Source organism: Ruminococcus sp. 5_1_39BFAA, assembly GCF_964240875.1.
Taxonomy (GTDB): domain Bacteria; phylum Bacillota; class Clostridia; order Lachnospirales; family Lachnospiraceae; genus Blautia_A.
Genome location: NZ_CAXSVO010000022.1, coordinates 12,148 through 36,091, shown reverse-complemented (window position 1 = coordinate 36,091; position 23,944 = coordinate 12,148). Strand labels below are relative to the sequence as shown.

Sequence of the window (23,944 nt, the reverse complement as noted above, 5' to 3'; positions counted from 1 at the left end):
GGAAAATATTTCTCATCCCAAAATATACTGAATCCATACGGCATGATATCTGAACCTTTTTCTCTTACTTATCAGATTCCATTTTAATGCTGTCTGGATATCTCCGGCAACAACCATATATAAATATTCAATTAATTCAGCCTCAATAAAATTATTCTAATAGCCCTATCCATTTTTGTCAAGCAAATAGATGGAATCATGGCTGCTAAAATCACGTAGGGCGCTGCTTATCTGCAGCGCCCCAACTGTTTTTACTTCACGGTCATTGTACTCTTGAATCCTGTACTGCTCTTGAATATCTTCTTATAAGATTTTACTTTAGAATCGGTTACATCGATTACAGCTTTTGCATTGATACTCTTGATTGCATTCTTTCCTACTGTTTTCAGCTTCTTGGATGTCATAAGGATGGTCTTCAGGTTCTTGCAGCCTGAAAATGCCTGTTTTCCAATTGCTTTGATATTCAATCCAAGAGATACTGCTTTCAGTTTTGTATAATTTCTGAAAGCCTTATCTGCGATAGAAGTAATCATAAAGGACTTGCTTCCGATAATCACAGTGCTGTCTACGGTTAAGGAAGTTAATTTCGCTTTGGTCTTTGTTGTTCCGACTACGGCAACGGTTCCTTTACCGTTGGTGCAGGCATTGGTAATCTTATATTTCAGGGTTCCTACTGTGTATAAACCGCCAACCTTTACAATGATATTGAAAGTCTTACGGATCGTTCCCTCATATGCGCCTTTACCTGTGATAACCACAGTTGCTGTTCCGATATTTACATTGCTGCTGTACTCTACCGTATAATCTGTTCCGTTGGTCAGGACTTTTCCGTCTGCTGTCTGTACGGACAATGCGGACTGAACAAGCTCTTTGCCTGTATAAACCATATCGCTGATTCCGGTAACCGCTGCATTGGAAATATCATTTCTGTTAAGCTTTAAGATTACCGCTGTTGCCTTTTCACCGCAAACACTGCAGCTTCTTTCCTTCTCGCCTGCCTCTGTGTAGGTTGCTTCCTTTGTTACCTTCCATTCACTCCACTTATGGGCGATCTTAGGAAGTACCACATTTTCCTCTATTGTCGCTTTACATAAAGTGCAAACTCTATGTGCAATTCCTTCACTTGTACAGGTTGCCGGTGTATCTGTGATCAGAATGATTTTTCCTGAATGGATACACTCTACCGTAACTGCACACTCTGCTGTTGCTCCGCTGGTTGTCTGTGCTGTAATGACAGCTTTGCCTGCCTTCACACCTGTTACAACGCCGTCTGCTACAGTTGCAACAGACTCATCAGAGCTTACCCAGCTTACTGTATCAACTGCATCCTCAGGTGCCATTACAGCAGTAAGGGTAAAGCTTTCACCTTCCTTGATGGTCTTCTCAGACGCATCCACTGTAACGGAATCTGCATCTACGATCTGGTGCAGGCGGATGTAACGGATATCCGGCTCTTTCTCGCCTTCCTGGGTGATGACACGGATGATCCTGTGTGCCGGAGCTGTTTCATAGCTGCGCTCTGTACCGTATGCACCGTTGATGTATACGTTGGTTCCTTCCGGAACAGATACTTTTACATTCAGAGCTTCCCCTGTGTAATCAACTGTTGTCACTTCAGAATCCAGGCTTACTTCTATATCGTTTACAGTGATGGAAGTCGGTGCTTCTGTTGTTCCCACTGCTGTATCAGACGGATTTGATACGCGGTATACATTTGTTACCTCTGTAGATTTTTCTCCGATAGCGCCTGCATAAATATGGCTTGCTGTAGAAACACGGATATAGCTGATGCTGTCCAAATGAACAGGCATTCCGTTTCCGTCTACTGCCCAGTCAAGGTCGAAGGCGTCACCATAGGAAACGTGGGTTCCGCTGTATGGGTTAGCTGCAATACCTTTGTTTGATCCGATTACATTCACATCCACATATCCGAAATCAGGATAAGCTGCAGAAGCGCTTCCATATGGATCTTTTGTATCATTGTTCAGGCGTACACCGGATACGGTAACGGACTCCTGGTTTTCAGATTCCCAGTTGTGGAGCGGATAGAGGCTGATGTCCGGATACTTATAATTTGTTCCGCTGTTTCCTCTGTTGTCAACCCAGGAGGACTGTCCGCCGTCGTTTGTGTAGGTTACGGAATAATCCCAGTCTGTCTCATCGTCATAGTGAACAGAACCTGCCAGGTAATACCAATTCACGCCATCCTGAGAAACCATAACATTTCCCGGTTCGGCTGCGCTCTGCTGGGCTGCAAATGGATTTCCGTATACAATGAAGTCCACACCGTAAGGATTGTTTGCACTGTTTTCAATCGGTGTATCATATTTCCATGTGATATAGCCGCCGAATCCTCCTACAGAAAGGGTACTGCCGCCGTTAATAAGGGTACGCTCCGGTGTAAGTCCATAGCTGCCCGCATTTGTGTACTGGCTTCCTACACAGAGATATCCCTCCACGCTGTCCGGAATGGCATCCTTTGGTCCTCTGGTGTTAAAGGTAAAGGTATATGCAGAAGCGCCGCTCTCTGTCTGATCTTCATTCCATTTTCTTAAGTTGATCGTAACTGCTTTTCGTACAGAAGCTGCCTCGACTGTAATCTCATAAGTCAGAATGCCTTCCTCGCTGCCTTCTTCCTGGGTTCCTTCCAGTCTGTTTGCATCTGTCATGGTTCCGTTAAATACTTCAATTCCATCCGGAACGGTGAATTTCATGGTGCACTCTTCTGCACCGCTGTCCACCAGGGCACTTGTGGTATAAGTATCTGATTTGAATCCCGGTGCATAAAATTCAGCTCCGGTAAGCTCAGCAGAGAGAATCTTGGCATCGATTCCAAGAGGGCTTACCTTTTCCACATACAGGGTATAGGTTTTTTCCGGAGTAAATTCAAATGCTGTTCCGGCTTCCTCAGCCTGCTTCTTTGCATCTGCATAAGCCTGGTCTGACATAACTTCAAAAGTAAATTTCGTCACGCCAGTCTCATTAAGCTCCTGCTCAGCGCTCGGCCAGTTATGAGTCTGGATCTGCATCTCCCCGTCGTCTTTTCTCAGATATACATGCTCATAGGCATTTCCGAAATATGGGGTAAATACGATGGTGTCTGTACGCTCTCCAAAAACAAACAGTTTATAGTCATAAACAGATCCTGAGAATCCAGAACGTCCCAATGTATCTGTTTCCGGTGTATACTGGAAGATCGTTCCCTCTGAAACATTTTTATATTTCGGGTATGTAAGGGCTGTCTGTCCGTTTGGCAGAACCGTCATTCTTGTAATCGTATTTGTTGTGGTGTACGGACGATACATATTAAAGGTATATCTTGCAGTGTTTGTTTCATCCTCTTTGTCCGTCACATCAATGTAAATAGCATTCCAACCTGGTTCCAGTGCATTGGCTTTGTTTACCTCCACACCGTTTTCCAATACTGTTTCAATGTAAGCCCCGCCGTATTCCTGAGTTGATAATACAGCATTAAATTTCTCTGAATCAAAGTATGGCGTAAACCTGAAAATAGATAATGTATTATTGTTTGTCTTGATCTTAATGTCATAGTCATACTGAGATGCACGGAAATTGGAATTATTTCCTGTCCATCCCTCAAACATATTTGAACTGTAGAAGGACATATCGCTTAAGTATGGTTTTTTATTTTCAATGACCTCAAGACGAACAGCACCCTTTACGGTCAGCTCCTCTGTGGATAAAGAAGAGACTGCATAAATGGTAACCGGACCTTCCTTTAAGCCTGTTACAAGTCCTGTCTCGTCAACTGTTGCAACAGTTTCATCACTGCTGCTCCAGGTAAAGGCTTCAGATCTTTTTGTTCCCTGCGCTTTTAACTGAAGCTGCGGTACAACTGTCTCATCAGCAGGATCGAGGTAGATATATTTGTTGTCAGAACCGTCTGCTGCCGCAACGCTGACACCAAGAACCTGAATCTTGAAAATTGTACAATTTGTCGGATCTGTATTCCACTGTGCAAGTACACGGGCAGTTCCTGTTTTCTTTGGTGTCACACTGATCGTGGAATAGGAAAGACTCACATCCACAATATCAGGATCCAGACAACTTAATGTACACTCTGATCCGGAATACATGGAGTCTCCCCAAGAAAACTTTGTGGGAGCCGAAATATATCCATCCTCCGGCATGGAGAGTGTATAAACACTTTCAGAAAACTGCATACGTCTTGGGTAAACAATAAATCTCAGACTGGCATATGCTCCGTCCCAATAATTGTTATTGCCTTCCTTAAGTGAAACAAAGGGATACACATATGCATTTGTATTCACTTTATTGAGAGTAATGTTTCCCTGTCCATCAGAGGTAAGATTAGTGGTATTTCCTAAATACCATTTCAGTTCCATTCCTTCCGGAAGCTCTTCCACCTTTTCGCCGCCAATATAAACCTCTGTATCGACATGAGCCGTTACAAGCTCTGTATCTGCTTCATCATATACATAAGTAAACTCATTGCCTTTTTCACTTACAAAAAAATCATCGGAATTCGTAACAGATGCTTTTAAGGCAACTCCAACAATTTCAAGAGCGATGCTTTCCACAGCATTGCCGTCCTGATCCTTGGCAGTGATGATCCATTTCTGTGTCTCAAAAGTATTTGTTACTTCTGCTATGATCTGTCCGTTAAACCATCTTGAAGAATCAGACTTTACGGCAATCGGTTCATCATAGGTATATTCGGAACCATTTTCAAAATAATCTTTTGGATAAATATATTTGTAACTGGTGCTGCCCGGAGCAGAAACCGGAACATAATAATATACGGTACGGGATACTTCCGGAAGCTCCTGGGCTGGTGTATCATCACCCTCCTCTTCTGTGACAGCATATTCCGTTATTTCTTCATCGGCAAAATCAAGGAAATTCTGGGAATCACTTTCTCCAGCTTCCTCCCACACATCCTCTCCATATGGTTCTACATCCTCACCCTCAAAACCATAGGAATCCTCCGTGTAATAATTTTCTTCAACCGGACTTTGCTCATATTCTCCGATTGATTCCTGCACTTCCTCTGCCGAAAACCAATCCTCCGCATTGACAGCGGCCGGAGAAAATGTACTGGTGACCATTGCAAGTGATAACAAATAGCTTAGCCACTTCTTTTTCATTTAGTTACCTCCTTTTCTTTTTGTAACACAAAAAAGAAACCCCATCTTTTCTATGGGCCTTCTTAAACATGTTCATATCCTGACTTAAGATCATCCTACTGACAGCGCCTTCCCGGAATGATATATTCCGGTGGCATCTTGCTGCGTTCGTCCCTAATACAGTAGAGAAAAGCTGTGTCGGATTCTCACCGACTTCCTGATTAACTGCTAAAAATAGCAGAACATGCCTGAATATTTTGTTTTTTATAGTATATTTTTACCATAATAGCTCTCTTCTGTCAAGGAAAAAACAGGAAAAAGGCACGGCCCGGATTTTATCCGAAACGTGCCTCAATTTGCTCCGCAAATCGCACCGCGGCAAATGGCTTCGCTCTACGGCTCAGCTATTTTTTATGCTTTTGCTTTCACACTCTTTGACCATGAGCTGTAGTATACCGTACTTCCGACCTTTTTAAAGCTTCGCATCCTGAAATAATATGTCTGTCCCTTTTTCAGATTTTTCTGCGTAAGGCTTCTGGTCTTGGCAGACGTAGACTTAATGGTTTTGTATTTGGACTTCTCCTTTGTACTCATTTGAACTTCAAAGCCCTGAGCCCCGGCAGCTTTCTTCCATTTCAGGCTTATAACCCCAGCTTTTGCTTTCTTTGCCGAAGTAAAGACAGGCTGTGCAGGCAGAGTTGACGCAGTCTTTAAAACCTGCTGATTTCCTTCCACCTTCTTGCTGCCTTTTTTCCGCAGAGATACTACCTTTATGGAATAACTCTGTCCCACAGCAAGAGCCTTTCCTGATACTTTACTGATCGTGTAAGACGTCTTACTCTTTGAAACGTCCGTGACTTTCTTAAATGACTTAAAAGCTCCGCCTTTTATATAAATACGGTAGCCTGCTGAAGCATTTTTATCCTTTGTCCATTTGATCGCTATCTTATTTGCAGATGCCTTTGTCTGCCTGATGGGGGCAGGTACTGGAGTTACCGTCGGTATTGGTGTCGGCTCCATTGTCGGCACTGCTGTCGGTTGCGGTGCAGGTGCTTCTGTTGGCTGCGGCTCGGGCACCTTTGTGGGTTCCGGCGTCGGTTCTTTTGTAGGTTCCGGCGTCGGTATTTCTGTGGGGGTAGGTGTCGGTTCTTTTGTAGGTTCCGGTGTCGGTGTCGCTGTTGCTTCCAGCAGAGCGTATCTCTCCTTAGCATTTGACAAAAAGTCCACTTTATTTTTGCTCACCTGCGCAGCCAGCTTCCCATCACTCTGAAGCTCAGTCCAAGCCGCCGCCGCAGCATCTATCCTTGCTTTGCATTCCGGTGTAAAGGTGACATCATCAACGGAAGATCCGATAGCCTCTATAAGACTTATTACATTGTTAACCTTTTCCACATCAGCCGGATTGGGTTTAACCGTAATTTTCACAGAGCCTTCCACCGCATTGTCTGCCTTGGAAAAAGCAGTAACCACGACATCCTTATCGCTGTCCACATAATCGATCGGCTTCAATACACCTGTATTTTTGTCTATTTCCGCGTAATCACTGTCCACACTCCAGATTACACTCTTATCTGCTGCGCTCTCCGGCAGCACCTCTGCCTCCATCTGAAGAGAAGAACCGCACATAACATCTGCTTTATTATTTTGTCCTCTGACCGTTACACTTTCGATCTTACTTTCTCCTGCATCTGTTACCACAATTTTTGTAACGCCAGGTGCTTTGCTTGCACTTGTACCGCCTGCTGCTGATTCAAAGGACATCACATAATAGGTACCCGGCTGGCTGAAGCTGCAGGAAATATAACCTTCCGAATCGTAATTGATCGCTGTTCCTATCTGCTGCCAATTCGAATTATATACATAATTCACCAGTTCTGTGGTCATTACTGGGTTTGGTGTTGTAAAGCTCGTTCCTGTCTCATCTGCAACGCTTCCGCCCTGAATATAGGATCTTAACCGCAGTATATTTCCTGCTGTGATCTGGTATTCATTTTCCTGGAAAAAAGCAAAACCACTGTGCTTATAAAAGCCCCAGTCCGTAAACATTGCCAGATCTACAATATCCCCGTCCTTCAGCAGGATATAATCCGCGCTGGCTCCCCAGTCCGTCCACATCACAGGATATTTATGGTTCACATAATAATTCAGATTCTCATCATGTCCCCAGAAATTTGTCATATAAAATGATTTCGGCTTTCCGCTGTATTTTAACAAGCTTCTTCCATTTGCCGTATCATTCTCAATGGTACTATATGCTTCCTCTCCAAACATATTTGAAACCACATCATACCTTGGGGCAGAGAGCGCAGAAGCATTCAAACCCTGTCCGCACTGGCTGTCAGATAATCCCAGATAATACCGCTCCATCAAATAGATAAAAAGATGAAGCACAGTGGGTCTTTTTATAACATCTCCGGACATATAATTGCATTCCGAATCCGTGCGATACCGGTAAAACTCTTCCATATTATATTTTCCCAAGTCAAAATAGGGAACCTCCAGATCCAAATGTGACATAGGCGTTCCATCCTTTCCCAAAATAGGAACTCCGTCACTTGAGATCGTAACCGTTACCTTTACCTTTTCCTGATCCGACTCCTCATAAGGATATTTTACTCCTGTAAAAGCGCTGACTGTATATGCACCCATAAACAGACAGATCAAGGATGCTGCCAGAAGCCCTGTCAGCCATTTCCATTTCTTTCCCATAATACATTATTCCTCCTTTTATCCATTTGCTTTGCTTAGACGTATCGTTACCTTTTTTATGTGATACCGTCTGGCTCTCCACCAGAACAGTACATAAGCAAGTCCCAGGATTGCTCCCAGCACGGCCAGCTTTGTGTGCCATGTCCACTGATTCCAGGTATCTGCAAGCCTTTCCCCTACAGCAGCGGGAGATATTTCCTTTATCATCTTCTCTATTGAATCACTGTTCACTCCGTCACTGCTGCTTCCCTGGATTCCCTCGCCGGATTCTTCCTTTAATTCTTCTTTTGATTTTTTCTTTGAAGCTTTTTTTACCTTTTCATCTTCCTTCGCTTTTTTATCGGAATCCTTTTCTTTGACAGATTTGCTGTTCTTATTTTCCGTTTCGTGCTTTGTCTGGTTTGAGCTTACCTTCTTCACATTGGATACAGATCCTTCGCCCTTCTTGACCACAAGATTCGGGGATGTATTCAAACCTGCGGAGCTTTGTCCGCCGCTTCCGGTACCGCTGATTCCGTTTCCCTGTCCATTTATTACTTTTTTGATATCCGGTATGCGAATGGACAGAATCTCGCTGACATTTCCCGCGCTGTCTCTGACAGCAATATGAATGTCCTTTTCTCCAGCCGTAAGCTTATCCAGTGAAATGATCGTTGTTCCCTCCATAATATCCACGCCTCTGCCTGAAAGCTCCAACTCCGGTACGCTTGCTCCTGCTTCAGTCACTTTATAGTAATAAGCTCCCTTTTCATCTGACTTAAACACAATGGAAGCCTTTTCTGTGGAAATACGGCTTGCACTTACTTTTTTCAGGACAGGTGCTTTTGTGTCAGTAAGATAAAGTGCAAGAAAGGTATTTTTGACCGTGCCGTCCTCAGCAGTTACACAGATTCTGACTCTTGCCTCAAACTGCCCTTTTGCAAAATAAACAGGCCAGTACATCCTTCCTTTCCCGTCGTCAATCCCCTTAATTGTCTCATCCTTCTGTACATGCTCCGCACTGATCCCTCCCAGCGCATACACCTTAACAGAAGCCTTTTCATCAGCAGCTGCCGGCCATACATTCAGGCTGCTTCTCTCCGTATCATAAGTGGCGGAATAGTTTGTCCCGTCCTTCGAAAATTCAGGAGACAGCTTAAGGATTCCGCTTCCGTATTTTGATGAGCTGCTGACGTACAACGCTTTCAGGTCTGCGTCCGAATTCCGGCTGCTTACCAGATCATACTGATAAAGTGTAGTTTTCTCCTCCGCCTGAATGGTTTCTGTCCTGGTTACATATCCTTCACAGGAAATGGTAACCTTGTATTTATTACCTTTCAGCAAAACATAATATCCATTCTCCGACAGTATGCCATTTCCTCTCTCATCCTCAACTTTTACCTGTGCTTCGGCAGGTGTCGCCTGGATCATCACCTGAATTTGGAGGTAAGGATAAATTTCCGCTTTAGCAGGAGTTTCCATTCTGTTTCCGAAATTATCTGCTCCTATGATATAGATTTCCCTTTTCTCATCAGAAGGAATGTCCAGGCTGATTTTGTTTTCTCCTTCTTTCATAGGCTGGCCTGCAGCATTAAAATTAAACGATGGTGTTTCTCCTTCTCTTACTGCTGCATAATAATAACAGCCATCTTCATTAGAGTTAAAAATCACCTGTCCATGGGTATTGTCAATTCGTACTCCCTTTATATCCGTAAGTATTGGCGCATAAGTATCCGTTCTGTTTAAGCAAACACGGTAAACTGTCTGCTTTGATCCATCACCGGAATTTACCGCTATATCCACTACCGCCTCTGCCTCTTTTTCTGCAAAGTACACAGCAATACGGGTGTGCCCTTCACTGCCTGTGGAATCCTCGTAAACAGATACTTTTTCTACACCTTTCACTTCATTTACTTTTATCTGCGCACTGGCATCCGTAGTTTTAGCAAAGATATTAAGAAAGCTTCTGTCCCCTGTATATTCCGCTGTGACGTAAGACAGATTTTCCTGTGAAAATTCCGGATTCAGGCTCAGATATCCCTGAATATCAGAATAAATATTGCTTGAACTTACAACCAGATTCGAAAGTAAAGCTTCCTTTCCCGCTGTTGTAACCTCCAGATAATAAGTGCGCGCTTTATTTCCATCCGTCACAAGAATATCCACGGAAGCCTTTTGTTTTTCATCCAGGATTATATCGCACTCTCCCGTGCAGCTCTGTCCGTTTACTTTTACAATTCTTCCTTCCGGAATTTTCATAGAAAGATGTACCTTCTGCGCTCCATCCTCCACAGTCAGAACATATTTTGACAGGTTGCTCCGGAAACCTTTATTCCATGATATCTTCCCCTTATCAGCCGCAGCCTCCAGGCTTTCCAGATAGGCGCTGGTCGTCGTTACAGCCATCAGATAACAGGAGTCATTTTTATAATATAAGGTACCGTCCTTATCCACGCAAATGGTGCTGATGCAGTATTGCTGCTGAGGAGTATCCGGTTCAAAGAAAGGCTCTGCTTTTCCCTCTGTCTGACCCGGCCTGTCTTCCATTACGTAGATTCCTCCCGGATAAGCATTGTATGTAAAATAAATATACACTCTTCCGTCAGCAATGCCGTCTCCGTCAAAATCCTCGTTTTCGTAAGCATTTGACAGGAGGGCACCTGCCTGCGGATAACCGGGAATGGGAACAGAGTATGCCAGAGAGATTCCCTCCTCCGTTTCCTGCAATACATCAAAATGATGGCCTCCGTCCGCACTGAACTGTCCGCCAGGTCCGCAGACGCCTACATAAATCCTCCCTTTATAGATAACCGGAGAAGCGGTTGCCATTCCGCCCAGATTATAGGACGCTATATCCTGAAAGCTTCCATCCTCCCCCATTCTGATCCTGTACAAATATCCGCCTTTTGTGGCAAAATAAATATATCCGTTTTCATATACAACAGAGGTTCTGATATCTCCTTTCAGCCCCGTGATCTTATCGATCATAATTCCGGATCTTGCAGATACGGAATAGATGATGGAGCTGTCCGTATACTCTCCCTCCGTAGAACCGTCGTCAGAACCAAAAACCACATATTTTTCCGTGGCATACGCGCCTGCCCAGTAGAATCCTCCCTTATGGCTGTACTTCCAGGTACAGCGCTTGATCTCGTCCCCTCTTGAAGGATCCTCGTCAGTAACGGAAAGGCAATAATACGCGCCAGCTGACGTTTCCGAATTCCAGGTTCCTGTATATATATATCCATCCTTATAGGTAACAGGCGAAAGCGTCTGTCCGCCTATCGGCTCGCTGACCCACAGTGATTTCAGGGTGGTGGCGCTTACCGCCTGTATCTGGCCGTCGCCGATCTGTGCAAACAGCATTCCTTCTGCATATGTAAGACAATTCAGTGCAAAGACCAGACTTCCTGCCAGTTCATCGCTGACAGCCAGTATTTCCCCTGTTTCCTTATCAAGCTTATAAATAAATTTTCCCGCTGCTGTATAAAGATTTCCTCCAAGGATCAGAGGCGGTGTTGAAGAAGAATTCCATTCCCCGCCCATCTGGACAGCCCATTTTTGTATCGTCTCCTCTTTTTTATTGGGTGTGTTTACAGTTGTGACACCGTTGTTCTCCTCGTTGTTTCTGTAATTCCACCACTCATTGTCCGTCAATTCCTCCTGTTTGGAATCAATGGGAACAAGCTCGATCCTGATATTGTTTTCCTGCTCTGCAATAAAGCTTCCCTGCTGGGAAATATATCCGTGGCAGGAAACATTATAGGTATAAGTTTCTCCTACCATGATCTGGCTAAAATGAAACGGCTGCTCCAGGGATGAAGTTATCCTCTCTCCTCTGGAATCGTACAGGCTTACCACTCCATTTTCCGGGATCACCTGGAAATCTGCGGATGCACTGGAAAGTCTGTTTACAATGATATGATACTCACTGGAAGTTATGTATGTTTTTCCCGCATATTCCGGATCCTGATAGGTTCCCTCCTGCTCCATGGACAATACGATATCTGTTTTTTCTCCATCCAGAGGAATTTCCGCCGGATCACTTGACTCATACAAGGCCCCGTTTATTTTCAGGTTATACCACATCTGGGAATATGGCCTGATAACAAGCTTTACGGAATTTACATTTTCCGGTACGGAAACAGAATATTCCCTTACAGTACGGTCATATTTTTTATCCAGGAGGGTTTTTGCCATATCCTCATCGTCCGGAAGATAACAGCCGATACTTGCCAGATCCAGGGTGCGGTAAACCAGGATCCTGTATAATTGCTGATCACTGTCATTTCCCGCTGTTAAAGTATACACAGCCCGCTGTCCACCGGCTGCTCCTCCTGAAAACACGGTTCCCGGAAGCTTATAACGGATGGATCTGTCATAGCTGTCTTTTTCCATTTCATTGGTGACTTTTTCACCATCCCGTGTATAGGCACTCAAAATAAGCCTGGAATCCTCCGGCGCATTCTCAGACAGATCCGCTGACACATAAAAGCTGGAGGACATGGACACAGAGCTGTATTCTGTGACGTAAACCTTTCCTCCGAACTCCTCATCCAGTTCTTCATGACGCTCCAGCTTCTGAAGAGTTCCTTCCGCATTTCCATTGGCGCTGGAATATACGGAAAGATTATTCAGATATTCTCCGTCTTTTTTTTCTTCCGGGTGAACTGCTATGTTATATTCTTCTATGGTTCCGTCTTCACTGGCAAGGACGATCGTTATGATTTCTTCCTTTCCCGTCAGGGTATGGATATAAGCCTTGTCCGGCTCTGTCTTTATGCTGTTTACGGTTATTGTATATTTTTCCAGGGAATCCTCTGTCTCCTCAGTTTCCTGTTCCTCAATCATTTCCCCTGGTCTTATCTGGATGGGAATAACCGTAATTTCCAGATTCTTTCCCTGACAGCCATCTGGAAGCGTCAGATCAAAGTTCTTCTTTTCTGTATTTTCCTCACCTTCCGGCGGATTATTTCTGTCGAATAAGAGGAATTCTTTTCCTTCGTAAACAGCCTTCAGCGATTGCAGCGTAAATCCCGCTTTTTCCTCTCCGGGAACCGGAGACACTTCCGGTATCCCGGTAGGCGTTACCTCCGGTACCCCTGTCGGCGTAACCCCCGGTTCTTCCGTAGGGGTTCCTTCTGGCGTCTCTCCCGGCGTTTCCGCTGGCGTTCCCCCCGGTGTCTCTCCTGGGGTTCCACCTGAGGTTTCCGCTGGCGTCTCTCCCGGCGTTTCCGCTGGCGTTCCACCTGGGGTTTCCGCTGGCGGTTCTCCCGGGGTTTCCGCTGGCGTCTCTCCCGGCGTTTCCGCTGGCGTTCCTTCCGGCGGTTCTCCCGGCGTCTCTGCTGGCGTCTCTCCTGGCGTCTCCGCTGGCGGTTCTTCTGATTCCTCTGCAGGCGCTGACCCCGGTTCTTCCGATGACGTTGTGTCCGAAGCCTCTGCTGATGCAGCCTCCGGCACCGCTTCTGCCGAAGCCTCCTCATTACTTTCAGAAACCACGGCTGTCCCAATATCCTTTTCCGAACTGACATCTACCTCTGTCTCAGTTCCATATACTCCCACAGGAACGCTTCCTAAAATCATGACTGCAGAAAGAATTCCCGCTAAAATTCTTTTCCTCATCACCAATCCCCCCATGTAACTCCATTCATTCCGCCTCCCACATCAGCTCCCGCATAAAGTGAAAAACGGATTCTCACCTCATCCCCATCCGCAGGAAAATAGGTGGAAATACCACTGTTCATATACTCTCCGTTGACAAAATAAAGCCATCCTGAATTTTTCGTAAAATCAAATTCTCCCAGTGAATCCCAGTAAAAATCCTCTATCGGACAATTCACTTCCTCCAAATGTACCAGAAGATCTTCCGGAATCGAATATCCCTGCGTGATCCCTCCACCCACGATGGACTTCAGATAAAATCCGCTGTCCAAGCTTCCGTCAAAATTAAATTCATATCCCGCATTCTTAATTGCCCGGGCTATTACATAGGATAATTGCTCCCCCTGGTAAAATTTTACATCCTCAGGTCCGATCAAATATCCAAGCCCCAGAGTGCCAGCCTCCAGACTAAAGCGTATACTTCCCTCAACAACAGGCTCTCCTTCCTCACCCCGGTATATCAGATACTCTACCGTTGTGCTTCTGCCCTCACTGTCTGTAGCCTTAATGGATATATAGTTCTCATTTTCCACAAGGCTTAAACGATAGCCTGTCATATTATCTCTGTCAGAGACAGAATAAAGCCTTTCTCCGTTTCCGTAAACCTCCAGACTGGAGGACGGAATGATCTGTCCCATATAATCCACTGCCTGCACGAAAAAAGCGCGGTAAGTGTCGTTTACTGTCTCTCCATCTACCAGATCAGAAGCTATTTCCGGGTATTTACCCTCATTCGGATCTTCAACCTGCTCCTCAGGAATTTCCGCGCCTGCCTGGTTGCTGTCGTCATCGGAATTATCCTCTTCAGGCGGTATTTCCGTATCCACGCCCTCATCTTCATAATTATTTTCTACAGGCACTTCTACGTTTTCAGGCTCATCTCCCTGGTTTCCATTATCACCGGATTCTCCGCCCTCTGCTTCATTGTTATCCTGATCAACAAATTCCTGATCTGCCTCCTCCTGATCCTCCTCTTGAGTTTCCTCCGGCACTTCCGGCTCCTCGGGAATATCCGGTATCTCTTCCTCGGGAATTTCCGGCTCCTCAGGAATTTCCGGTTCTTCCTCAAGTATCTCAGGCGTAAAATCCTCCTGATTATTTCCTTCACTCTGCTGCTCCGGCTCCATATCTCCAAAAGAATACCCTTTTCCCAGATATCCTACCATGGAACTTTCTGCGCTGACTCCCTGTATAGGATTCTCCGGTATTTCTTCCTTCTGGCTGCTCAGTCCGTATACGAAATTTCCAGTAAGAAAAAGAAAGCAGACTACGCATATGATGTAAAAAAATATTCTGTTTTTCCAAGGTTTTTTCATCTGCCTCCTCCTTTCCTGACCGTCATGTCAATCTTAGCGATGATCTGTCATATTATAAAATGAATTTTTATCCTCTTTCATTCTTTCATAGGCAACCAGGGCACAAAATGCCTGGTCCGTAGGCATAAGGTCGCTTTCGTCTCCCTTTACATGAGAAAAGCCCCCATCCTCATTTCTATATTCCATCAGGATATCATAAAGGCCCTTCCCATCCTTTACAAATCTCTCATCCTCATTACAATCTATCCCATATGCAGAAAGGGCAATGATCGTTTGGGAAAGTGACTCAGAACTGTCCTCACCATAGCTAACGTAGCCTCCCTCTTCTGCCTGACAGTCAGAAAGCACCTGAATTCCTCTCTCTATTACCTCCTGTACCCCCTGTCTGTCCTGGTAAGGCTCCAGACATTGAATAGCCATGGCTGTCATATCCGCCTCTGCTTCATCCGAATTGCTGTCCATGGAAAATCCGCCCTCCGGTTTTTCCTGCTCCAAAACATATTCCAGATACTGCTCTTTTATAGATGAATCCCCGCTTCCGTCGGAATTCAACGCCAGCAGCGCATAAACTCCTCCATTCAGGCCCTGGCTGACAACCGTATCAAAATCTTCCAGCGGAAGTACAAGGTTATACCCTCCCACATCCTCCGGGTCTTCCCCAATAGAATTCAGAGCCAGGATCACACGGGAATATTCCGTATATTTTCGCTCGCTTAAATTCCCCTGCGCCTCCTTTACCGCCTTTTCCAGATTTGCTTTATAAATATCCCAGTAACTGTCCTCCACCTCTTCCCCGGAGCGAGCCAGAGACATAACCGTCCATTCTCCGGCAAGTGTCCCGTATCCAGGTTTTGGTACAGTTTTCATCTCATATTCGGCAGTTTCTTTTATAACATCTGAAAGTGTAAGCTCTTTTTTTCCGCATCCTGAAAAGCTCAGCGCAGCAGACATCAAAACCACACACAACGGAAGCATACCTGCAGCCGCCCTTTTTCCGGAATCTTTTTTTAATAAAGTCTTTCTATATATCTCATGATCCATCGTTCATACCAGCCTCTCATCTTTTTCAGTTCTTTTAACAGTAGTCTGACGCACTCTTCTACGGTTCTGCGCTCCTCCGCGGAAATCTCATGACGGCTAAATGCAGCTTTTTCCCCAATCCTATATGTCTTTTTATAAAGGTTTTCCACATTTTCCGTAAAATCTCCATTTTTATGTTGATAAAGCTGCTCTGCATATTTCACCATCTGCCTTGCCGCATATCCGTTATCCCGGTTCAAAAATGCTCTTCTTCTTTTCCATTTCGCTGCCATCCTGCATAAAAACACCCACAGGAAAAATATCAGACAGAAAATATCAAACAGGATCACTGCCCAGAGCAGAATCTTACCAATCTGTAACAATACAAGGCTTAATACCTCCTTCAGATCATTTTCCTCCAAAGGCTCCTCTTTTTCTTCCTGTATTTCAGGCGGCTGTGCAGTTCTTGTTCCATCTGCCTCCAATCCTGCTGTCAGATCCGGTTCCTCCATGATCCCGTAATATTCCGGTGTCATCTCCACAGGAACCCAGCCTGTACCGTCAATATAAATTTCCGTCCAGGCATGTCCGTCTTTTCCTGTCACCTTGGTCGTTCCACCGGAAGCCGTATTTTCTGCATTTTCCGGTGTGATCAGATATCCTTCCACATAGCGCGACGGAATCCCATAATACCGGAACATCAATGCAGCCGCTGATGCGAAATGAATACTGTATCCTATTTTACTCTCCGTGAGAAAATTTTTCACAAAATCTTTTCCTTCAGGTACAACTTCAGTCTGGCTTCCATAGGTCATATTTTTTTCCAGATATTTTCTGATATGAGTAATGGCGGAATAATAATCAAGATGCCCTTTTTCCTGATTTCCCGCTGTTCCCAGTTCTTTTCGAAACAATTCCCTCATACTGTCGGAAAGCTGCGTATTATACTTATAGACAAAAGAATTATAATAGCTCTCAATTTCCCGATACGTCTGGTTATTTTCCTCCTTTAATGCCAGATATCCCTGTGCCGCAAGCTTTGGAAAATCCTTCACCAGATTTCCCATAGTCTGAAAGCTATAAGACCTTGTACCAAATATATTTCCGGATTTCAAAAACTCATCCCCATATGCACATTCCTGTGAAAACCCTTCAGGGGCTTCTGTCATTTCATAAGGCACATAGAGATACTCGCTGTCCGCCCCTACATTTTTTATGCTTACATTTATCCTATCACCGGACAGTTCATCATCCTCTATAAGATTTCTGATCCCCGAAAGCTGTCTGTTTCCGTAAAAGCCATTCTCATGAAGCCAGTAAAACAGATTTTTATTATCATAGTAAACCTGTGAATCCAGACTTTTCCAGCGGTTTTCCTCATAAACGCTTCCCACAAATCCTCTCAGATACAAGGACCTTGGCTCTTCCATGGTTACCTCCAGAGCAGTATCCTCCGATGCACTCCAGGCCCCTGCACGGTCAAGCCTTCCTTTTGGCAGCGAATTTATTTCTTCTTTTTGAAAACGCAGCCTGTCTGCTGCTTCTCCGGCTCTTTCCCTTATAGCAGAAAGCATAACAGGCTCCTTATATTTCATCACAGGCATTGCCATTGTCCAGATTCCTGTTCCCAATCCAGCTATCAGGAGAAAAAGCGTACATTCCCACAAAAATTCTTCATAACGGTTTCCTGTAAGGCAGCTTTTCTTTCCGCCGGAAATCATATATTTCTCGCCTAAAACAATTCCAAGATAGTACAAAGCACACGGAAGCTCAGTCATTGCTTTTCCCAGAATTATATAAACGGCCGGCAGCACAAATGCACTCAGCAAAAGGATCAGTCTCCATCTCCATCTAAGTATTCCAAATACAACTGCGCTCACTGCCGCCGAGATGGCCCACATAAAAAACTGCATATCTCTTGCCAATGTTCCCTCTGACAATACCTGATACTTTTTTAAATAAATATCCGTATTTTTTCCAATAATATCTGCAATTTCATTCCATACTCCGGTAAGCCCATTTAAAAATACGGAATTCCATACAAAGAATCCCGCCAAAACCGCTGCCATGAATATCACGCCTACCGCCATTCCTCTTTTTGTTCTGGACAACAAAGCGCACAATGATCCTGACACAGCAGCGGTAGCCACTATTCCTAATGAGATATCATCCATAAATAAACGGGCAGCACAAAACAGTCCGCATCCTGAAATCAGGCAGATCATGACTGCTTCTTCCAAAAATCCGGCTATATTCTCTTTTGTATTTTCCTGCTGCTTGATTATGGATAACTCCATATCTGTTACCTCCAATTATCCTGCGGGGCTAACTCTTTTTTCCAATTATCCGGGGTAACCCTGATCTCATTTTCACGGATCTCAAATCCATCCGCGCATCGCAGCACCGTAACTTCGCCCAACTCCTCCAGCATTTTCTCTTCTTTTATCTCAGAGCCAGCCGTTATATAAAGATAATGGGCGAACCTGCGTGTCCCGCAGTTTTCAAGATATTCCCGGATCGTTCCCGAGGGCTTCTCCCCTTCTGCCGTTCTTAGAAATAAATAAACAACATTCCAAAAATCCTCCTCTGTTTCAATCCTTTCAATATAAAATTTCCCCATGCGTGCATCGTAAAAGCCTGTTTCAAAGGGAAGTCTTCTATTTAAAAAGCTCATAGCAACGGATGCAAATATCTCCGCCACAGCACTCCTTTTTTCAGGAGCTGCTTTATCCCCCACAAACAATTCCGGCAATATCAGAACAGAATCATATACCGGATAACTCATTTCCTTTACCACCACACTGTCCAGCTTTCCTGTCAGCTTCCAGTGGATCTGTTTGATGCTGTCCCCCTGCCTGTATGTGCGGATATCAAAGGTTTCACTTGGGTCATCTCCCTTTCTCTTTGCAGAATAACGGTAGCTTTCCATATCGTAGGCTTCCTTCGATAACATTTCTATACTTACAGGCTCGCAATCCGGTGCTATGATCACCTCTGCATTTTTATCTGCTCTTCTCTTTTTCTTGAAAAGCCGGAGATAGTCATAGTTTTCCCATCTGTTCACACAAAATCTGCATGCTCCGCAATAGCGGCTGTTCCCTTCAAAAAGAACCTGTGATTTTTTGTGTCCTCCCACTGAAAAAGGTACTTCCAATTCTCCCTGCTCTAAAGTCAGTGTATTTTTCCATTCCACATGGCAGATCCCGTAAAATACAGGCAGTATCCCCTTATTTTCGATAATAAGTCTTCCCTGGAACTTTTCCCCTTTTTTAGAAGCTTCTCCAAGCTTAACCGCAAGTTCCAGCTTCTTTCCTCCTGCAATACAATTTACCAAAGCTATTACCAAACACAACAATGTAACAGCCAGCATTCCGGCAAATAAATAAGCCCCTGATGCAATATAAACGGAAATCAGGCAAATACACCATATAAAAAAAATAATTCTGGATTTTCTCATGATCTATTCAACTCTCGGTGCTTTTACTTTTTCCAGTATCTCCTGCAAAATCTGCTCGCCATTTTTCTCCTGGAATCTTGCCTTGGAGCTTAATACAATACGGTGTCCGCATACATCTGAAAATACATTCTGTATATCCTTTGGAGTAACATAATCCCTTTTGTCCAGATAAGCGCAAGCCTTTGCCATACGGCATAATGCAAGCGCACCTCTGGGGCTGACGCCCAAGGCTATGATCTCATTCTTTCTTGTTTCTTCCGTAAGCTCTGTTACATATTTCAGGATACTGTCTGCAACGTAAATATTTTTTACTTCATCCTGAAGCTTCAGAATATCTTCCCCACCTATGATTTTTTCCGCCTTATCCAGAGGATTTTCTCTCTGTCTGTCCCTTAAAAGCTCCATTTGGCTCTGCGGGTCCGGATATCCCATACTGAGGCGCACCATAAAACGGTCAAGCTGTGATTCCGGCAAAAGCTGAGTGCCGGAAGAACCGATAGGATTCTGGGTTGCAATTACCACAAAGGGAGCCGGAACCTGGTATGTATTTCCATCAACGGTTACTTTTCCTTCTTCCATAACCTCCAGAAGTGCAGACTGGGTTTTACTGGATGTACGGTTTATCTCATCCGCCAGCAAAAGATTACACATTACAGCTCCCGGATAATACCGGAAGCTTCCGCTCTCTTTATCATATACGGTAAATCCGGTTACATCGGACGGAACCACATCCGGAGTAAACTGGATCCTTTTGAACTCCATTCCCATAAGCTTGCTTAAGCTCAGGGCTGTGGTAGTTTTTCCAACTCCCGGTACATCCTCCAGAAGAATATGCCCTTTTGCCAGGATCGCCATCAGAATCTTATCCGTGATCTGCTTTTTTCCTTTTATGATTTTTCCCAATTCCGTCTGAAGTGCCTCAATCTTATCTGCCATATTCCCGTTCCTTCCCTAAAAAAATAGCTTACTTTTTTAATATAAAAAAGCAATTCCTCCATTTTTTAAATGAAAGAATTGCTCAATGTTTATATTCTTTTTCTTAAGTGCTTAAATGCAGCAAAAAAAGTCAAAAATTCCCTCTGCTTCTAAAAAATCACCCTCTGAATACGGCAGGTCTACTGATACCTATCCGTTCTTCTGCCGGATATCCTTTTAATGTCATTGTCTCCGCCAACAACAACCGTATAATAATATGCACTTATTTGTCATTATGACTGTCTTAATTTTAATAAAAATCTTTAACTTTGTCAACACTGGCAGACTATGCCAGATATTTTTTCAAATCCTCTGCCTTATCCAGATGCTCCCACGGAAGATCTACATCCGTGCGTCCGAAATGGCCGTAAGCTGCTGTCTGCTTGTAGATCGGACGGCGAAGGTCAAGCATCTTGATGATCCCAGCCGGACGAAGGTCGAAGTTTTCGCGGATAATCTCAACAAGCTTCGCATCGGAAAGCTTTCCGGTTCCGAAGGTTTCTACGTGGATGGAGGTCGGGTTTGCCACACCGATAGCATAGGAAAGCTGGATCTCGCATTTATCTGCAAGGCCGGCAGCTACGATGTTTTTCGCTACGTAACGTGCTGCATATGCTGCGGAACGGTCTACCTTTGTGCAGTCTTTTCCGGAGAAAGCGCCGCCGCCGTGACGTCCTGCACCGCCGTATGTATCTACGATGATCTTACGTCCGGTCAGTCCACTGTCGCCGTGAGGTCCGCCGATCACAAAACGTCCTGTAGGATTGATGAAGTATTTTGTGTTTTCGTCTACCATGTCGGCAGGGATGATCTCATCGAATACATATTTTTTGATATCCTGGTGAATCTGCTCCTGGGTAACATCCGGGTCATGCTGTGTAGAGCATACAACTGCATCGATACGGCATGGTTTACCTGCTTCATCGTATTCTACGGTTACCTGTGTCTTTCCATCAGGTCTTAAATAGCTTAAGGTTCCGTCCTTACGGATTTTTGTCAACTGACGTGCCAATTTATGAGCCATATTGATGGCATATGGCATATACTCCTCTGTCTCATTGGAAGCATATCCAAACTGGATTCCCTGGTCGCCTGCTCCGATGGCATCCAGCTCATCCTCGTTCATATCGTTTTCTTTCTGTTCCAGAGCTTTGTCAACACCCATTGCAATGTCAGCGGACTGCTCATCAATAGCTGTGATCACAGCACAAGTATCTGCGTCAAAACCAAATTTTCCGCGGGTATATCCGATTTCACGTACTGTATCTCTTACGATTTTCTGGATATCTACGTAAGCATTGGTCGTAATCTCTCCCATTACTACTACTAAACCTGTAGTGGTAGCCGTTTCACATGCTACACGGCTCATAGGATCCTTTTCCATCAATGCGTCAAGAATGGCATCAGAAATGGCATCACACATTTTATCCGGATGCCCTTCAGTTACAGATTCTGAGGTAAATAAAATTTTCTCCATATTTTCTCCTTTTCCGCCCGTGTTTTTGGGCATAATAGTGATCCGCCGGACGCCGCCCGGCTTGTAGTTAACAAAAACAGCCCGAATAATCGGACTGTTCACGAAATCTTATATAAACAATCCTCTTATTGTTCGATTACTCGCTCAGGGAGGCACCTTCCATGATTTCTCAGGGGTTGCCGTGGCTTCATTGATCCTATGTATCTCCACCACTCTGAATAAAAGGCTATTTTTTAGTTTTTATTGTTGCACTGACTACAATATACTTATTACAGCTAAATGTCAAGTGCTATTACTATATTTTATATATCTTTAATGATCATCCAACACGAAGACGGAATTTCTGGATTTCCTTTTCACTGGAAACTCTTTCAATTTCTGCGCCAAGACTTCTCAGCTTTTCTTCAAAATTCTCATATCCACGCTGAATGTATACAATATCATCCACAATGGTAATGCCTTCAGCCGCAAGACCTGCAATCACGAGAGCAGCTCCCGCACGAAGATCCGGAGCACTTACTCTGGCTCCTGTCAGCTTTTGTACACCGTCAATAATGGCAGAATTTCCTTCCACCTTAATGCAGGCTCCCATTCTGGAAAGCTCATCCGCATATTTGAAACGATTTTCAAAAATACTCTCCGTTACAATACTTGTACCAGTTGCCAAAGACAGGGCAACTGCGATCTGAGGCTGCATATCAGTAGGATATCCCGGATACGGAAGAGTTTTAACATGAGTACGGCGAAGCCTTCCTGCCGCGCGCACACGGACAGCATCATCAAATTCCTGTACTTCACACCCAATCTCCAACAGCTTGGCCGTGGTAGCCTCCAAATGCTTTGGAATGACATTTTTTACCGTAACATCACCGCCGGTAGCCGCAGCAGCAAACATAAAGGTTCCTGCTTCAATCTGATCCGGAATAATGGAATATTCAGTATGGTGAAGCTTCTCAACGCCCCTGATACGGATAACATCTGTACCTGCGCCTTTAATATTAGCTCCCATACTGTTTAAGAAGTTTGCAACATCTACAACATGAGGCTCTCTCGCTGCATTTTCGATAATCGTACGGCCAGGTGCCATTGCTGCTGCCATCATAATATTGATCGTCGCACCTACTGAAACAACATCGAGGAAAATGTGGCTTCCATGCAGATTATCTGCTTTTGCCACGATTGCTCCATGAAAAATATCCACCTTTGCGCCCAATGCCCGAAATCCTTTTAAGTGCTGGTCGATTGGACGGCTTCCGATATTGCATCCGCCCGGAAGCGGTACCTCGGCATGTTTATACTTTCCAAGTAAGGCTCCTAAAAGATAATAGGACGCACGGATTTTCTTAATATACTCATAATCTACACTTACGTCTCCGATCGTGGAGCCGTTAATTTTTACAGTGGATTTATTAATGCGGTCTACCTGGGCTCCAATCCCGGCAATCGCTTCTAATAACACATTGATGTCTCTTACGTCAGGCAGGTTTTCAATCAGGATGGTTTCGTCCGTCATGATGGCTGCAGCTAAAATAGCCAGAGCAGCATTCTTAGCTCCTGCTATCTCCACTTCTCCAACAAGCGGATTTCCGCCTTTGATAACATACTGTTCCATAACACACCTCTATTATTTCACTCCATGAGCATTCTTTCCCCCGAAATTCTTGCTCTCCTCATGTTTACGGTTACTTTTTTTACCCCTCTGTTAGTGTTTCCAAAACCGCCTGCAGACTTGCTTCCAAATCTTTCCCTTCTTCATCTACCACAATGTCTGCATATTTTTCATATAAAGGAACCCTTTCCTCATACAAATCCTTAAGAGTTTGTCCCTCTTTCAGTAAAACACCTCTTTTTTTCAGATTTCCAAGTCTTCTGGTAAGTGATTCCAACGAAATTTTTAAATAAACAACCTTCCCTATGGATTTTAAATGTTCCATTGCCTCGCTGCAGTATACCACACTTCCTCCTGTGGCTATTACTGTACTCTCTGTCTCGATGGATGCGTTTACACGATTCTCAATGGCCTTAAATCCTTCCGGGCCTTCCTCATTAATGATCTGATAAAGGCGCCTTTTTTCTGTTTTTTGTATCAAAAGGTCGGAATCCAGAAACTCATATCCCAATATCTTAGCGAGAACAACGCCCAATGTACTTTTCCCTGCACCGGGCATACCAATTAATGTAATATTATTCATTCTTGACAAGAGATTCCTTTCATTTTAACACATCTTCTCAAATTATGCAA

The 23,944-nt window shown here is 44.3% G+C and carries 11 protein-coding genes and 2 riboswitches; all 11 genes read right to left on the bottom strand.

From position 1 onward, the window contains the following. Positions 1-251 precede the first annotated feature (251 nt). The 11 genes from ACESZH_RS17815 to ACESZH_RS17765 all read right to left on the bottom strand — a co-directional run bounded on the left by ACESZH_RS17815 (position 252) and on the right by ACESZH_RS17765 (position 23,894). Positions 252-5,129 carry an Ig-like domain-containing protein gene (locus ACESZH_RS17815; RefSeq protein ID WP_373215749.1) on the bottom strand — a complete coding sequence of 1,626 codons (4,878 nt, stop codon included), beginning with the start codon at positions 5,127-5,129 and terminating at the stop codon, positions 252-254. A gap of 52 nt (positions 5,130-5,181) precedes the next feature. Then, positions 5,182-5,370: riboswitch (cobalamin riboswitch) on the bottom strand. Between the two features lie 149 nt (positions 5,371-5,519). Continuing rightward, complete coding sequence (locus ACESZH_RS17810; protein ID WP_373215752.1) at positions 5,520-7,817, bottom strand: hypothetical protein; 2,298 nt, start codon at positions 7,815-7,817, stop codon at positions 5,520-5,522. 18 nt (positions 7,818-7,835) lie between these two features. Further along, complete coding sequence (locus tag ACESZH_RS17805) at positions 7,836-13,418, bottom strand: cadherin-like beta sandwich domain-containing protein (RefSeq protein WP_373215754.1); 5,583 nt, start codon at positions 13,416-13,418, stop codon at positions 7,836-7,838. Continuing rightward, positions 13,418-14,773 (bottom strand): DUF4430 domain-containing protein, encoded by a 1,356-nt coding sequence (locus ACESZH_RS17800; protein ID WP_373215757.1) that lies wholly within the window; start codon positions 14,771-14,773, stop codon positions 13,418-13,420. The genes ACESZH_RS17805 and ACESZH_RS17800 overlap by 1 nt, the downstream gene beginning before the upstream one ends. 33 nt (positions 14,774-14,806) lie before the next feature. Next, entirely contained in the window at positions 14,807-15,814 is a 1,008-nt protein-coding gene (locus ACESZH_RS17795; protein ID WP_373215759.1) for a prenyltransferase/squalene oxidase repeat-containing protein, read from the bottom strand. Beyond that, positions 15,781-18,090, bottom strand: coding sequence for a transglutaminase family protein (locus tag ACESZH_RS17790; protein ID WP_373215761.1), 2,310 nt, complete (start codon positions 18,088-18,090; stop codon positions 15,781-15,783). Before ACESZH_RS17790 ends, ACESZH_RS17795 begins: the two co-directional genes overlap by 34 nt. A 5-nt stretch (positions 18,091-18,095) precedes the next feature. Beyond that, entirely contained in the window at positions 18,096-19,250 is a 1,155-nt protein-coding gene (locus ACESZH_RS17785; protein WP_373215762.1) for a DUF58 domain-containing protein, read from the bottom strand. Between the two features lie 3 nt (positions 19,251-19,253). Then, entirely contained in the window at positions 19,254-20,186 is a 933-nt protein-coding gene (locus tag ACESZH_RS17780) for an AAA family ATPase (RefSeq protein WP_373215764.1), read from the bottom strand. A 325-nt stretch (positions 20,187-20,511) separates the two neighbouring features. Further along, a complete protein-coding gene (metK, locus tag ACESZH_RS17775) occupies positions 20,512-21,702 on the bottom strand; it encodes a methionine adenosyltransferase (protein ID WP_373215766.1) in 1,191 nt (396 codons plus the stop codon). A 122-nt stretch (positions 21,703-21,824) separates the two neighbouring features. Beyond that, positions 21,825-21,927, bottom strand: a riboswitch (SAM riboswitch). A 94-nt stretch (positions 21,928-22,021) separates the two neighbouring features. After that, positions 22,022-23,314 carry a UDP-N-acetylglucosamine 1-carboxyvinyltransferase gene (locus tag ACESZH_RS17770; protein WP_373215768.1) on the bottom strand — a complete coding sequence of 431 codons (1,293 nt, stop codon included), beginning with the start codon at positions 23,312-23,314 and terminating at the stop codon, positions 22,022-22,024. Between the two features lie 79 nt (positions 23,315-23,393). Then, positions 23,394-23,894, bottom strand: a complete 501-nt coding sequence (locus ACESZH_RS17765; protein ID WP_373215770.1) for a shikimate kinase — start codon at positions 23,892-23,894, stop codon at positions 23,394-23,396. Between the last annotated feature and the right edge of the window lie 50 nt (positions 23,895-23,944).

Bases quoted from the DNA above. Each gene is read 5' to 3' on its own strand.
- ACESZH_RS17800 (WP_373215757.1), bottom strand. From the start codon at position 14,773: ATGAAAAAACCTTGGAAAAACAGAATATTTTTTTACATCATATGCGTA.
- ACESZH_RS17805 (WP_373215754.1), bottom strand. From the start codon at position 13,418: ATGAGGAAAAGAATTTTAGCGGGAATTCTTTCTGCAGTCATGATTTTA.
- ACESZH_RS17770 (WP_373215768.1), bottom strand. From the start codon at position 23,314: ATGGAACAGTATGTTATCAAAGGCGGAAATCCGCTTGTTGGAGAAGTG.
- ACESZH_RS17785 (WP_373215762.1), bottom strand. From the start codon at position 19,250: ATGAGAAAATCCAGAATTATTTTTTTTATATGGTGTATTTGCCTGATT.
- ACESZH_RS17780 (WP_373215764.1), bottom strand. From the start codon at position 20,186: ATGGCAGATAAGATTGAGGCACTTCAGACGGAATTGGGAAAAATCATA.
- ACESZH_RS17790 (WP_373215761.1), bottom strand. From the start codon at position 18,090: ATGGAGTTATCCATAATCAAGCAGCAGGAAAATACAAAAGAGAATATA.
- ACESZH_RS17765 (WP_373215770.1), bottom strand. From the start codon at position 23,894: ATGAATAATATTACATTAATTGGTATGCCCGGTGCAGGGAAAAGTACA.
- ACESZH_RS17815 (WP_373215749.1), bottom strand. From the start codon at position 5,129: ATGAAAAAGAAGTGGCTAAGCTATTTGTTATCACTTGCAATGGTCACC.
- ACESZH_RS17810 (WP_373215752.1), bottom strand. From the start codon at position 7,817: ATGGGAAAGAAATGGAAATGGCTGACAGGGCTTCTGGCAGCATCCTTG.
- metK (WP_373215766.1), bottom strand. From the start codon at position 21,702: ATGGAGAAAATTTTATTTACCTCAGAATCTGTAACTGAAGGGCATCCG.
- ACESZH_RS17795 (WP_373215759.1), bottom strand. From the start codon at position 15,814: ATGGATCATGAGATATATAGAAAGACTTTATTAAAAAAAGATTCCGGA.